The sequence below is a fragment of the Pseudomonas sp. NyZ201 genome (assembly GCF_049860765.1).
GTDB lineage: Bacteria > Pseudomonadota > Gammaproteobacteria > Pseudomonadales > Pseudomonadaceae > Aquipseudomonas > Aquipseudomonas bharatica.
In genome coordinates this window covers 4,817,212-4,830,418 of record NZ_CP187557.1, presented here as the reverse complement: position 1 = coordinate 4,830,418, position 13,207 = coordinate 4,817,212, and the positions used below count along the sequence as shown (strand labels likewise).

Annotated in this window: 15 protein-coding genes and 3 pseudogenes; 13 read left to right on the top strand and 5 right to left on the bottom strand. The window is 61.5% G+C overall.

Translation table 11 applies throughout. The annotated features are described in order from the left end of the window. Positions 1–87 precede the first annotated feature (87 nt). Positions 88–594, bottom strand: coding sequence for a 2-dehydropantoate 2-reductase N-terminal domain-containing protein (locus tag ACPFMA_RS21590; protein WP_425928673.1), 507 nt, complete (start codon positions 592–594; stop codon positions 88–90). 100 nt (positions 595–694) lie between these two features. On the opposite strand from ACPFMA_RS21590, the gene ACPFMA_RS21585 reads away from it, so the two are divergent. Then, positions 695–940: a hypothetical protein gene (locus tag ACPFMA_RS21585; RefSeq protein ID WP_425928672.1), complete on the top strand. Its 246-nt coding sequence runs from the start codon at positions 695–697 to the stop codon at positions 938–940. Between the two features lie 46 nt (positions 941–986). Here ACPFMA_RS21585 and ACPFMA_RS21580 read toward each other — a convergent pair whose 3' ends face one another. The 3 genes from ACPFMA_RS21580 to ACPFMA_RS21570 form a co-directional block, all read right to left on the bottom strand. Continuing rightward, positions 987–1,913, bottom strand: a complete 927-nt coding sequence (locus ACPFMA_RS21580) for a polysaccharide deacetylase family protein (RefSeq protein WP_425928671.1) — start codon at positions 1,911–1,913, stop codon at positions 987–989. Between the two features lie 13 nt (positions 1,914–1,926). Beyond that, positions 1,927–2,733: a class D beta-lactamase gene (gene blaOXA, locus ACPFMA_RS21575; RefSeq protein WP_425928670.1), complete on the bottom strand. Its 807-nt coding sequence runs from the start codon at positions 2,731–2,733 to the stop codon at positions 1,927–1,929. Between the two features lie 435 nt (positions 2,734–3,168). Beyond that, complete coding sequence (locus ACPFMA_RS21570) at positions 3,169–3,552, bottom strand: hypothetical protein (protein ID WP_425928669.1); 384 nt, start codon at positions 3,550–3,552, stop codon at positions 3,169–3,171. Between the two features lie 74 nt (positions 3,553–3,626). Here ACPFMA_RS21570 and ACPFMA_RS21565 point away from each other — a divergent pair, with 74 nt between their 5' ends. The 7 genes and pseudogenes from ACPFMA_RS21565 to ACPFMA_RS21535 all read left to right on the top strand — a co-directional run. Then, positions 3,627–4,052 (top strand): helix-turn-helix domain-containing protein, encoded by a 426-nt coding sequence (locus ACPFMA_RS21565; protein WP_425928668.1) that lies wholly within the window; start codon positions 3,627–3,629, stop codon positions 4,050–4,052. After that, a complete protein-coding gene (locus tag ACPFMA_RS21560; RefSeq protein WP_425928667.1) occupies positions 4,049–4,927 on the top strand; it encodes an alpha/beta fold hydrolase in 879 nt (292 codons plus the stop codon). Before ACPFMA_RS21565 ends, ACPFMA_RS21560 begins: the two co-directional genes overlap by 4 nt. 90 nt (positions 4,928–5,017) lie before the next feature. Then, positions 5,018–5,962 carry a LysR family transcriptional regulator gene (locus ACPFMA_RS21555; protein WP_425928666.1) on the top strand — a complete coding sequence of 315 codons (945 nt, stop codon included), beginning with the start codon at positions 5,018–5,020 and terminating at the stop codon, positions 5,960–5,962. Positions 5,963–6,065: 103 nt separating this feature from the next. After that, complete coding sequence (locus ACPFMA_RS21550) at positions 6,066–7,022, top strand: IS30 family transposase (protein ID WP_425930618.1); 957 nt, start codon at positions 6,066–6,068, stop codon at positions 7,020–7,022. Next, positions 7,023–7,280, top strand: a complete 258-nt coding sequence (locus ACPFMA_RS21545; RefSeq protein ID WP_425930617.1) for an EexN family lipoprotein — start codon at positions 7,023–7,025, stop codon at positions 7,278–7,280. It begins immediately after the preceding gene. A gap of 233 nt (positions 7,281–7,513) precedes the next feature. Next, positions 7,514–8,245: pseudogene (locus tag ACPFMA_RS21540) on the top strand (type IV secretory system conjugative DNA transfer family protein); the annotation flags it as partial. Further along, positions 8,244–9,692 (top strand): annotated as a pseudogene (locus ACPFMA_RS21535) (relaxase/mobilization nuclease domain-containing protein); the annotation flags it as partial. The pseudogenes ACPFMA_RS21540 and ACPFMA_RS21535, both read left to right, overlap by 2 nt. A gap of 26 nt (positions 9,693–9,718) precedes the next feature. Here ACPFMA_RS21535 and ACPFMA_RS21530 read toward each other — a convergent pair. Then, a protein-coding gene (locus ACPFMA_RS21530) for an IS3 family transposase (RefSeq protein WP_425928665.1) occupies positions 9,719–10,836 on the bottom strand; the annotation gives its coding sequence in 2 pieces (ribosomal slippage) (positions 9,719–10,575 and positions 10,575–10,836; 1,119 coding nt in all). Between the two features lie 63 nt (positions 10,837–10,899). On the opposite strand from ACPFMA_RS21530, the pseudogene ACPFMA_RS21525 reads away from it, so the two are divergent. From ACPFMA_RS21525 to ACPFMA_RS21505, 5 genes and pseudogenes are all read left to right on the top strand, one after another. After that, a pseudogene (locus ACPFMA_RS21525) lies at positions 10,900–11,127 on the top strand (DUF3363 domain-containing protein); the annotation flags it as partial. Positions 11,128–11,352: 225 nt separating this feature from the next. Further along, the gene (locus tag ACPFMA_RS21520; protein WP_425930616.1) at positions 11,353–11,736 is read left to right on the top strand and encodes a DUF2239 family protein; all 384 of its coding nucleotides are present in this window, start codon (positions 11,353–11,355) and stop codon (positions 11,734–11,736) included. Continuing rightward, positions 11,736–12,086 (top strand): GIY-YIG nuclease family protein, encoded by a 351-nt coding sequence (locus ACPFMA_RS21515; protein ID WP_425928664.1) that lies wholly within the window; start codon positions 11,736–11,738, stop codon positions 12,084–12,086. The genes ACPFMA_RS21520 and ACPFMA_RS21515 overlap by 1 nt, the downstream gene beginning before the upstream one ends. A gap of 12 nt (positions 12,087–12,098) precedes the next feature. Beyond that, complete coding sequence (locus ACPFMA_RS21510; protein WP_425928662.1) at positions 12,099–12,752, top strand: DUF2239 family protein; 654 nt, start codon at positions 12,099–12,101, stop codon at positions 12,750–12,752. A gap of 4 nt (positions 12,753–12,756) precedes the next feature. Beyond that, positions 12,757–13,203: a DUF1330 domain-containing protein gene (locus tag ACPFMA_RS21505; protein WP_425928661.1), complete on the top strand. Its 447-nt coding sequence runs from the start codon at positions 12,757–12,759 to the stop codon at positions 13,201–13,203. Positions 13,204–13,207: the final 4 nt, after the last annotated feature.

Sequence of the window (13,207 nt, the reverse complement as noted above, 5' to 3'; positions counted from 1 at the left end):
CTGGACCGTCGCTCGCAGCCGCGAGCAGCGGCACCAGGATGTCGCTGATCGGCGTCGGAACGCAATGAACCCGGCGGCGACGCACGATCATGCCGTGCGGATATCCCATTCGAGTGGCCGTCCTGCTTCCCGATCCGTGAGGATGGAGGTGCTCATGTCCGCCGGTGCCGCCTGGAATTTTTCGAGAATCTCCTGCGGCACTTCGTCGCCGAGTTCGGCGCCTTCAGCCCGGGCCACGGCCAGGCATTCTCGCGCATAGGCAAGGGTCAGGCCAGCGATATCAGATCGGCTGAATATGCCCGAACGGCGGTGCGTGAGCGCCATTAGGCCTGCTACCGCGTTCTGCAATAGCTTGCGCCAAGCCAGGGCGCTGAAGTTTTCGGCCAAGTCCACGGCGCACCGCGTCCCTTGAAGTGCCTGTGCCGGAAACCATACGACAGCGGGAACGATGTCCCCGCGTGGCAAGTGTGATCGAACTATTTCCGCCTGTTCGATCCCATTCTGCAAAACACGCACAACGGTTTGCGGCCCGACCAGCGTGGCCAGCCAGTCTGCTGCCGCCTCAATCTGCGTGGCTTTGACTGCCAGAAACACAAGATCAGCCGTGCGAGTGATCTGCTTCTGACTCGTCCGATCCGGCCCTACAGCGCACGGCCCGGCTGGCGTCCCTCGACCAGCACGACGGGATCGAACTATGAGTCAGTACCGCCTCAATCTGTTCATCCAGCATGAGCACGCCAAGCGCCTGGATCGCCTCTCGCGCCAAGCCGAACGCCTGGAGCGCGAGGCCCCCCAACTGAATGTCTGGAAGCGGCTGGCCGAAGGGCTCAGTCTCGCTGGCGCAAACGCCGGCGAAGAAAGAACGGCTCAGCAAACGCCGGAGCCACTGTCGAGCGCGTCGAGCAGGATGACAGGCAACGCTACATCACGCTGCGGCTAAGAGCAGCTAACAAAACCATGTCATCGTCACACGCTTTGCCGGTGCACTACGGCAGCATGCGCGCCGGTACCAGTTCCAGCGCGCGCAGCTTGGGCTCCTCATAGACCGAGTCCTCGGCCGGATAGCGCAGCCCTGGAACCTGCGCAGCCTTGGCGCTGGCCCAGACGACGCTTTCGCCCGCCGGCAAGGTATCGATCTGCACGGTGTAGATCGGATCCTCGAAGGCGGCTTTGGCGGCTATGAAAGCCCACCCTCGCACCCGGAAAGCCGCGATCAACTCCCCAAGCGCAGCGGCGTTGATCCTGCTCGTGTGCAGCAGCATCACATGGGCAGGGCTGCGGCCGAGGACCTGCCGGGCCAGACCATCGTAGTAGGCGGCACGGTCCAGCAGATGCTCGATGTACGCTGCCTTCACACGATCGGCCTTGTCGGCATTTCCTTCGTTCAGCCAGGCCGCATAGACCTGGTTGTAGTACCAGTCGCTCGCGTCGATCGAAACCGGTGCTGCCCTGTAGCCTGCGGCCTGCATCCAGAGTCGCATGCCGTCCCGCTTCGCGAGCGTGTTGCCTTCCTTGAGATATGGAAAGCGCAGCATCTTCGTCCAGCCAGGGAGTCGGCTCAGCACCACGTCGGCCTCCTCGACATCGCCGATGAAATCCGCGAGCGGCACTTGGGGCGATCCCAGGCTGCGGTGCCGAGACGTATGGTTGCCTACCGCGTGGCCCGCGCGCGCCCAGTCCCGGATGAGGTCCAGTCCCTGCGCCCGGCCGGTGCGCACAAGTGTGGGAAACACCACGGACGTCACGCCTGCATCGCGGAGCGTCTCCAGGATCTGCCGGTTCCACGACGGGGCCGCGGGCTCCTTCAGGGGATCGAGCCCGTCGTCGAATGTCAGCGCCACGGTCTGGGCCTGGACGCAGGACGATCCAAGAAAGATGAGAAGCGCGGCAAGCGCGCGGCGCAATGCAGTCATCGCGACACCCGTCTCAATGGTCGATGGCTGGCAGGAGCCGAAGCAGTTCGTCGCGCGCACGCAGGCCCGCGTTGGGCTTGAGAGCCTGCTCGTCCTGGATCAGGCGCGCAAATACCAGCCTTCGCGCGCCCTTGGTCGCCCAGCCCACGTACCAGCCATAAGCGCGGCTTGCGTCATAGCGGTTGTCGCGGCCCGGCGATCCGGTGCCCGTCTTGCCATGCACGGCCCAGCCGTCGACCGGTGCACTGTAGTTTGCGATGAGGGCGGTCATGTCGAAGGCATGCGCACTCACCGGCAACTGGCGGCGCACGATCTTGCGCATGAACGCAAGCTGTTCTTTGGGGGAGATGCGCAGTGAACTCATCACCCAGGCGCCGTTCTGTCCAGGATCATCGACCGGCACGGCAGAGACATCGGCATTGCCGTATTGAAAGGCCTTTACATACTGCGCGAAGCGCTCCTGCCCCACGCGTTTCACGACCTGCTGCGAGTACCAGAAGACGGAGTCCCTGATCCATGTGGTCGGCGTGATGTCGCGCCGCCAGGCATCACCACCCCAATCCGGATATCCCGTTTGATACGACAAGGCAGGCTGTGCAACATCCTTCAGCACGCCCGCGTCGTAGCCGATGAGGCTGATGGCCAGCTTGAAAGTCGAGGCAGGCGTCACGCGCCCGGAGCAGGCGGAGCCGCGCTGCAGAAGCACCTTGCCGGAATCGGCATCGGCGATCAGCGTGCACAGCTCATGCGCGGTCGCGAAAGGCGCTGAAGAAAGGAAGACCACTGCTACCGCAGCGACCTGGAGGACGCGATTGCACATGTTGTTTGTTTCCGAAAGAAGGGAGAGAAGCACGGTGCCGAGCGTGCTTCTGGAGCATCCTGTGGCACCCGGGAATCGAAGATGCCGGCCTGGTCGAGCTTGGTGTCCGGCCCTCGAGTTTAGAGCGGTCAACAAACGATGTCGGCGCCAAATACCTGATAGGAGTTTGACGCTGCATGGGTCGAAACAAGAACAAAGAAATCAGCGCCGCGCAGTTTAAGAAGTCGGCAACGCCACCAACGTCAGCATGGCGTTCTATCTCTATCGCGACGAAGCCGAGCAGCACGCTGCATCGAGCGAACCCAAGTGGCGAGACTGGTTCAACGAGGCTTTCAAGAGATCTTGAGCGCGCCGCCTGGCCAAGAGCAGCAATGCCGGCTTGGCGCAGGCAGCGCAGAATTGGCATGAATAGCGGCGCAAGTGTCCCGATTCCCATCACTCCAGATAGCGCCTGGCGAATAGCACCTCTGCGCGCAGGGCTTTGGCGCGCTCCGTCATGTTCAGACGCTCCAGTTCCATCGCCGCGCGCTCGCGTTCATCAATCTCCATCAACAGCACTTGACGCACATCAGACTCGCTCAGTAGAAGTCGCTCCACTTCTGCCGATCCGGTATGGAAACGATGCGGGATAAACGCAGTCTGCCCGGCCTGGACGGGCGGTGCCTCGGCATTGTCGATTGCCGCGACGAGCACCCGGATGACCTTTGCCTCGAAGGCGTGCCTGCCCCTCATGGCAACCCGCAGATCGGCGCGCAGTCGATCCTTCACGTCCTGTCCGGCATCTATCTGTATGCCGATGTTCTCAAGCCTGTTGTCCATGTTGTGTACTCGCTAGACACTCTCTATAATTACCTATTGTACCTCAATTAATTCTCAATAGGGATGTTTTAGTAATGACTGCCAGGCTTGTCACCGTCGAGCAAGCGGCCGAGCACCTGAATCTGCACCCCAAGACTGTACTGCGCTACATCCGCGACAGACGGCTCCCGGCGACGCGCGTTGGAAAGTCCTACCGCATCGTTCGCTCCGAACTGGATGCCTTTGCCGGCGTCCCGAGCGTCGTGTCCGAAGCTGCGACGGCAATCGTGCGGACTACCTGCATCGTTGACATCCCCCATATCCCGGGGGATGAGGCCGAGCGACTGGCAACCTTCCTCCAGTCCGCTGCCTTGTCCCGCCCTGCCGGCGCAGCGCCACTGCATCTCCAAACGGCGTTCGATCCGCTCGCCAAGAGCATGAAGGTCGTAGTGATCGGTGATCCATCCAGCGCGGCCAAGCTCTTAGAGATGTTGCAGTTTCATATGAGTAACAGCTTATGAATGACGTGGTTTATCGAAGCGCCGAGGCGGCTGCGGCTGTTGAGGGCCAATACAGACGAGTCCTGGAGCGATGGCCGGTTCCGAAGACCGAACTGCACATATCCACTCGTCAGGGTTCGACGTTCGTCGTGATCTGCGGGCCGGAAAGTGCGCCTCCCGTCGTACTGCTCCACGGCTCAATGGCCAACTCGGCTGCATGGCTACCCGATGTGGCATTGTGGTCAACGAAGTTCAGACTGTTCGCGATCGACGTGATCGGCGAGGCTGGCCTCAGTGCAAGAGTTCGGCCCGACCTTGCCAGCGACGCCCATGCGTTGTGGCTCGACGAGGTTCTCGAACGGCTGGGTTTGGTATCGGGGCAAACGCGCGTTGCCATCGTCGGCACGTCACTCGGCGGATGGCTGGCTCTTGACTATGCCAGCAGAAGGCCGGCAAGCGTTGGCGCGTTGGCGCTGATGTGTCCGTCCGGAATCGGCCGACAGAAGAATCTCCTGCTGAAGATACTGCCGCTCCTCCTGCTCGGTTCCTGGGGCAAGCGGCGAATATGGAAACTGGTGTTCGGTCCAGCTCCCAAGGTCTTGCCCCAGGAAATGCAACCGCTCGCAGAACTTATGAAAAGCGTAGGACTGGCCGCCAAGCCGCGGGTGATCCGCATTCCACAACTAACAGATGCCCAACTCCGTGAACTCGGCATGCCGATCCTGACGATCATAGGTGAGCGGGACGTCCTACTGGACTCGCGAGACACAAGGGACAGGTTGCAGCGGACCGTTCCTCACGCGGAAATCCGGTTCATCGAAGCGGGCTATCACTTTCTCCCGGACCAGGCGCCGCACGTCATGGATTTTCTGGAACGAACCACGCTGAAGTCATGAGATTGATGTCTGCCCAAGTGAGTTTCTCCACAGAGGCAATAGTTGTCGGAAGCAAGCGAGACATATTCATGTTGACAAAGGTGTCCACCGATGGAATTGCGACATCTAAGATGCTTCATAGCAGTGGCCGAGGAACTTCATTTCGCACGCGCCGCCGAGAAACTGCATATCGAGCAATCACCGCTGTCGCGCACCATCAAGGAATTGGAGGAAGAGCTGGGCGAGCAGTTGTTCATCCGCACCAGCCGCAGCACGCGGCTGACGCGGTCGGGCAAGCTGTTCCTTGAGCATGTGCCGCGCGTGTTTACTGCTTTACAACAAGCACGCGACAGCGTGAAGGCGGCGAGTAATGGCTTCCACGGCCAGTTGCGCATCGCGCTATCCGACGGCATCACGCCGTCGCGCCTGCCGGCTTTGCTGGCCATGTGTCGGCAGGAAGAACCCGAGACTGATATCCGTTTGTTCGAGGTGCCGCTGTCGCAGCAGATCAAGGGGCTGCACGACGACCTGTACGACGTGGGTTTCGCCCAGTCCGATGAGGTAGGCGAAGGCATCGCGGCCGAAGCGGTATGGAGCGATCCATTGATGGTTGCCGTGCCAGCGCGCCATCCCTTGCTCAAGCACAAGCGCATTCCCCTGGAGGAAATGATGCGGTACCCGCTGGTGCTGTGCGACCCACTGGCGTGCGAAGGGCACGCGCGCCAGGTCGAGCGGGTGCTGCGCCGGTCGGACGTGGAGCCGCTGATTGCCGAGCGCGTGGCCTCCTGCGATCTGATGATGGCGCTGGTTTCGGCAGGCTTTGCGCTGGGGCTGACCAGCGCACCCCACATCGCGGCCAGCCGTGCGCCGGACGTGGTCGCGCGTCCTTTGGCGGGCCGCTCCCCCGTACTGACGACCTATGTATTGCGTCGCGAGGGCGAGTCTTCGGAAGTGCTGTCCCGATTCATCGAGCGAGTGCATGCCATCGACTTGCCCAAAGGCGCACGGCCCACGCCGCCACTTGAACCTGATCTCCAGGAGGACATCGAGCCATGAAGCGAATGACCCGGTGAGTTCAACTCCCAATCGCAACACCTGAGGTTGTGAAGTGGCCCAGGCGACCAGACCTGAGCCACTTCACCGCCAAGTGGAGTTGCTCATGGCCATCGGCCGCCTGGACCAGCACGAACGATATCGCATCCACAGCCTGCGCGAGGCCGGCAACAGCCTGCGCGAGATTGCCCAGACGCTTGTGCGTGCGCCCAGCACCATCAGCCGCGAGCTCAGGCGCAATGCTAGTGGCGGGCACTACGAGCCGCAGCGTGCGCAGCGGTTGAGCCAGCGCCGGCGCACGCACGCAAGCCGCCGGCCACGGGTCATGCCGCAGGCCATCGCGTTGATCGAGCAATGCCTGCGCCAAGACTGGAGCCCCGAGCAGATCGCCGGAAGCACCGGCCTTGCCAGCCACGAATGGATCTACGGCCACATCTACGCCGATCAGCGCCGTGGCGGCACGCTGTACCAAGGCCTGCGCCGCCCTCGACGGCGACGTCGCAAACGCCGGCTGCGTGACGGTCGCGGCCAGCTGACGGGCCGGCGCAGCTGGCGCGAGCGCCTCGACGTTGTGGAGAGCCGTGCCCGTACCGGCGACTGGGAGATCGATACCATGCATGCCGCCAGCGGCACCGCGGTGGTGGTGACGATGACCGAGCGCGGCTCCGGCCTGCAGTTGCTGGCGTGCTCGCCGGACTGCACGGCTGGCAACGTGATGCGCGCCATCGTCCAGCGCCTGGGCCGCTTCCGCCACATGGTGTACACGCTGACGGCCGACAACGGCAAGGAGTTCGCCGAACACCGGTTGCTGGCAGCGGCCCTGCAGGCCGAGGTCTACTTTGCCGATCCATACTCGCCATGGCAGTGTGGCAGCAACGAGAACGCCAACGGCCTGGTCCGCCAGTACCTGCCACGCAGCCTGGATTTCGCTACGATCACCCCCGCGCAGCTACGCCACATCGAGCAGCGCCTCAACACACGGCCGCGCAAGCGGCACCGATACAAAACGCCCCTCGACATCTTCGCCGAGGGTTTCAATCACGCTGTTGCGAACCGGAGTTGAATTCACCCCCCTTTGCTACTGGTTGCGGCGCTCACGGCCTGCGACCCATCGGAGGCACCCAAGCCAGCCAACGTGCCTACGGTGAGAGAACTGGCCGCCGATCCGGCACGGTTGAAGGAACTGCGCCAACAGTGCAAGACCGATCGCCAAACACTGGGCGACGTGCTGTGCAACCGAGTGTCCGAGGCCACGCGCAAGCGGTTCTACGGCGATGGGAAGACACCGTACACGCCATCGGAGACGTCGCCGAAGTTCTGATCGCCTGTCCTTCGCTAAATAATCAGCCGTTCTCTGCAAACACGCCGCAGTGCGCCCGCACCTGCGGCATTTCTATTGGGTTCCACCCAACCTGAACCATTGCTTTTTTCATCAGCTTGCTTCCGATAACGGTCTTTGACCGGCACTGGCCCGGCACTGATCCTCGCGCTATGCGGCACGTTCTTGTGCCGCTTCTGAACGAGGAAAAGCGCAGGAACATCGGAGGCCAGTCAATGCAAGCTCAGGGCGTGCTTTTTGGGCAGATCACCGCCATCTTCGGCATCGTGATCGCCGGCATATGGAGTGCAACGCAATGGACAGCCGCCGCTCTGGGCTATCAAGTACGCCTTGGCTCGCCCTGGTTCGATTTCTTCGGCAACCCGGTCTATCACCCGTGGCGGCTGTTCGAGTGGTGGTTCTTCTTCGATGCCTACGCGCCGCATGTCTTCGACATTGGCGGCGTCATCGCTGGCGGCAGCGGCCTGCTGGCCGTGGTGGTCGCCATCGCCATGTCGGTGTGGCACTCGCGGCAAGCGCGCCTCGTCACCACTTACGGATCGGCGCGCTGGGCCGAAGCGGACGACATTCGCAAGGCCGGGCTGACGCAGCCGGCCGGCGTCTTCCTCGGCAAGTATCGCAACGAGTACCTGCGCCATGAAGGCCCGGAACACGTCCTGACCTTCGCGCCCACGCGCTCAGGCAAAGGTGTTGGCCTTGTTGTGCCCACTTTATTGAGCTGGCCCGCGTCCGCCGTCATCCACGACATAAAGGGCGAGAACTGGCAGATCACGGCCGGCTGGCGTTCGCGCTTCTCGCATTGCCTGCTGTTCAACCCCACCGATGCGAAGTCAGCAGCCTACAACCCGCTGCTGGAGGTTCGGCGCGGCGCGCATGAAGTGCGCGACGTGCAGAACATCGCGGACATTCTTGTCGATCCCGAAGGCGCACTGGAGAAGCGCAACCATTGAGCGCGACGGCGTGGGCCGGGACGGCGAGCCGGGCCAAGCCTACGGCCCGCAGACCGATGCCGCCGACCTTAACGCCTTCAAGGAACGCTGCGCCGACGACCGACACCATTTCCGCTTCATCCTCTCGCCCGAGGACGGGGCCGAACTGGACGACCTGCGCACCTACACCCGGCATCTGGTGAACCGCATGGAAGCCGACCTGGGGACGCGGCTGGATTGGGTCGCGGTAGATCACTGGAATACAGACAACCCGCACACCCACCTGATCGTGCGCGGGCGCGACGACACCGGCAAAGACCTCATCATCGCGGGCGACTACATCGCCCACGGCTTCCGCCATCGCGCCGCCGAACTGGCGACGGAGTGGCTGGGGCCGCGCACCGAACTGGAGATCCAGCAGACCTTGCAGCGCGAGGTGGAACAGGAGCGGTGGACGAGCCTAGATCGCACCTTGCAACGCGAGGCCGGCGAGGATGGCCGGATGCATGTCGAACGGCTCAACGAACCCCGCTTGCAGCGCCAACGCCTGCTGCTGATCGGCCGCCTGCAACGCTTGCAGCGCCTGGGCCTGGCCGACGAGGTGCAGCCCGGCACTTGGGCCGTCCATGCGGACGCGGAGAAGACGTTGCGCGCCCTGGGCGAGCGCGGCGACATCATCCGTACCATGCAGCGGGCCATGCGCGGCGAACCGCGCGAGCTGGCGGTGTTCGAGCCGGGCGACGACGGCCGCACCATCGTCGGTCGCGTCGCTGCCAAGGGGCTGGCCGACGAGCTGCATGACCGCGGCTTTCTGGTGATCGACGGCGTGGACGGGAAGGCCCACTACGTCGCATTGAACGCCCGTGACGAGCTGGCCAACTACCCCACCGGCGCGGTGGTGGAAGTGAAGGGATCGGCCGACGTGCGCGCGGCCGACAAGAACACCGCCGCGCTGGCGAGCGATGGCCTGTACCGCGCCGATCACCACCTGGCCATCGAACAGGGCCGGGCCACGCCCGGACGCGACCCGCAGGAAGTCGTCGCCGCCGACGTCCGGCGGCTGGAAGCCCTGCGCCGGGCCGGCATCGTGGAGCGCGTGGCCGAAGGGCTATGGAAGGTGCCGGACGACCTGGCCAAGCGTGGCCGCCAGTACGACGCGCAGCGCCTGGGCGGCGTGGCTGTGGAGCTGAAATCGCATCTGCCCATCGAGCGGCAGGCCCGCCTCATAGGCGCGACTTGGCTTGACCAGCAACTGATCAGCGGCGGGCGGGGAATAGGTGACTTGGGCTTTGGAGGCGACACCAAGCAGGCCATGCAGCAGCGCGCCGACTTTCTGCTCGAACAGGGGTTGGCCGAGCGTCGCGGGCAGCGTGTGATCCTGGCGCGCAACCTGCTGGCCATGCTGCGCAATCGGGAGCTGGCGCAGGCCGCCAAGGACATTGCCGCCGATACCGGCCTGGAGCATCTGTAAGCCTCCCCGCAGTTTGGACATCAATAACGAGAAACTTCGGCGAGTTGAGCCTCGTACCGTTGCCGGTACTCGACGGGGGTTAGGTTGTTCAAGCTGTCGTGGGATCGTTCTTCGTTGTACTCGATTTGCCAGTCCCAGGCCATCTCACGAACCTCATCCAGTGACTCGAAGAGGTAACAATCCAGGATGTCTTCCCGGAAACTGCGATTGAAGCGTTCGACATAACCGTTTTTCTGTGGCTTTCCAGGGGGGATGAAATTCAAGTGGATAGCGTGTTTTTCGCACCATTCCCCCAGTGCGTCAGCGATGAATTCGGGCCCATTGTCGACGCGTATCGACATGGGGAGTGGCCGCCAGGTTTTGAGCTGCTCGAGCACACGGATGACCCGTGACGAAGGGAGTGATGTGTCGACTTCGATGGCCAAGGCCTCGCGGTTGAATTCATCGATCAGGTTCAAGGTACGGAAGGTACGGCCGTTGGTCAGGCGGTCGCTGGTAAAATCCATCGACCAGCCATGGTCCGGCGCCAGTGGGGCGACCAAGGGCTGTTGGATCCTGGCAGGCAGACGATGCTTGACCCTGCGACGCAGGTTCAGGCCAAGCCGTTTGTACACCCGATACACCCGTTTGTGGTTCCATCGATGGCCTGCTCGCCGTGCGCGCATAAAGCATTTATGAAAGCCCCGCCGCGGACGGCGCGCGACGCAATCGCGCAAAAAGGCCTCGATCGCCGGATCGTCCGCCGCCGGCCGGCCACGCCTCACGTAGTACCAACTGCTGCGCGGCAAGCCCACCACACGACAGGCCACGCAGGCCGGAATGGAATCTGCCTCGATCAGTCGCGCGACGACATCACGTCGCTGATCGAGGCTCAGTACTTTTTTGACAGTACGAGTTCCATCGCGTGGGCCCGAAGGCTCAGATCGGCGTACATCTGCTTGAGCCGGCGATTTTCCTCCTCCAGCTCACGCAGCCGCGACAACTCGGAGGCATCCAGGCCGCCGTATTTTGCCTTCCACTTGTAGAAGGTCGCCGGACTCACGCCGACCTGACGGCATAGGTCATTGACGGGCACGCCGGACTCGAACTGCTTGAGGGCAGCCATGATCTGGCTTTCGGTAAATTTGGATTTGCGCATGTGGGTCTCCTGGTCAAAGTGTGCCAGAAGCTTCTACAAATCACTGTCCAACTTCAGGGGAGGCTTACACATCGCCCGGTGACGGACGGGCAGCGCGTAGCTGGCGTCTACCGGCGCAGCGTCATGCTCGCCAGTGGGCGCTACGCGATGCTTGATGACGGCATGGGGTTCTCACTGGTGCCGTGGAAGCCGGTGATCGAGCAGCGGCTAGGGCAGCAGCTTGCCGCCACGGTGCGCGGCGGCAGGGTGTCGTGGGAGATCGGCCGACAGCGCGGCCTTTCCGTCGGCTAATGCCCTCCTATTGAGCCAACCCATCGTTGCAAAGCTGCAACGGTCAGTTGATTTATATCCGGATGTTATTGACTGGTGATTTTTATCCGGATAGTATTAGTCACGCACTTCACAGAGGATTTTCAAGGTCACCACGTAGTCGCCCTGGGGAGCTGTCTATATGCCAACACCGGAGGCGCTTTGAAACCTATTGCCTGTCCAATTTTTGAAACCAAGCAGTCAAGGATGCCAAGTCAATCCTTTCAGAGAAAAACGTCCTTGACGACCAGCCGAGACATTGCTTTGTTTGAACGCCACTGGGCATGGCTATCTGACCAACCACGCGGCATAAGCGCAACGTTGCGCCTGCTGGTTGAAGATGCAAGTCGTGACCGGCATGGGAAGTATCGAGCGCAGAAATTGAGGGAAGAGTGCTACTTCCTAATGCGCGATATGGCAGGCGACAGACCCTTTTTCGAAGATGCAAGCCGGGCCTTGTTCTCTGGCGACCTCCAATTGCTGAAAGAAGTGATCTCGAAATGGCCTTCGGAGGTCGCAAGAAAAGTTATGGCACAGGCTACAGAAGCATGTATCGGGCACACGTCCACCTCAGATTCGAGAAGACTCTAATGGAAAAAGCCAAACGTAAAGAGCTTACCAATACCTATAAACGCTCATTCCCATCAATGGGAGTCTTCTCCATTAAGAACAAAATGACGGGCAAACAGTTGATAGGAAAAAGCGCTAATTTAATCGGCGCATTGAATCGTCATCGAATGGAACTGTGCTTGGGCGTCCACCGAAATCAGGAATTGATGGCGGATTGGCGTTTGCTCGGGGAAGCCCAATTCGCGTTTGAAGTGCTAGAGCAGATCAAGGAGCGCCCAGAACCCGGCTTCGACTACCCATCCGAATTGGACAGGTGCATGGCAGTTTGGCGAATAAAAGTCCCGATTGGCTCGCCCGCCTCGTACCTTTGACATTCTCCGTCTATGAATGAACCAATCTCCAATTCCTATACAAGCTTCGATGGTCACCGACGCATCGCTACAGGGTCACTGCAAGCGAATGCCTTGGCGGTTAAGAAAGCACGTGAAAGCGGCACAGTCGGCCCCATTCTGATCTTCGATGATGCGACCGGCCGTTCGGTCGATGTAGATACCAGAGGTTCGGATGAGGTGGTGGTTGCTCGACTGACCACCGCAGCACTTTCCGAGGTGAAACACTCTAGCCGGAGCGACGAGTCGGAATCTCCCGGCCCCAGAGGCCGTGGGCGTCCCAAGTTGGGCGTGGTTCCGCGCGAAGTGACTTTGCTTCCTCGCCACTGGGAATGGCTTGCCGCGCAACCCGGCGGAGCCTCTGTGGCCTTGAGAAAGTTGGTCGAGGAAGCGCGACGAGCCAACAGTGAAAAGGACAAAGTTCGCATGGCGCACGAGCGGGCCTATCAATTCATGCAGACCATCGCGGGCGACCTACCGGGCTTCGAGGAGGCGACGCGAGCACTTTTCGCCAATGAGCCGCTCAGGGTTCGGGTTCTCATCGCTGCGTGGCCTCGCGATATACGTGATCACGCCATGCGACTTGCATTCGTAGAGGAACCGAGAGAGTCATCGACCGATGTTCCGGCCGCTGACGTTAAGGAATAAGAAAATGACTACTCCCTTTCTACATCCGCGCTATTTGGAGCCCACGCAGGAATCGGGGCGCGCGTTCGTCACGCGAGGAATGCAGGGCAATGTCGTCATGCTGAACCTGTTGCGCTTCCGCGAAACCGCCGACTATTCCGCCAATCCAGAGCTGGCACCAAAGACGCCGATCAGCGGTGCCGAGGCTTTTGATCGCTACATCAGCCACACGCTCCCATTCCTGCATGAAAGCGGTGGTGAACTTCTGTTTCTCGGTGCCGGCGGCCCCCTCTTGATTGGCCCCGAACATGAGCGATGGGATTTGCTCATGATGGTTCGTCAAAGCAGCGCTCAGTCGTTCCTCGCGTTTGCAGGCAACAAAGACTACCTCGCTGGAATGGGCCACAGAACGGCTGCGATAGAAGACTCACGCATTCTTCCCGTCACTCAAGTTGGTGATGCCCAATTGTAGAAGG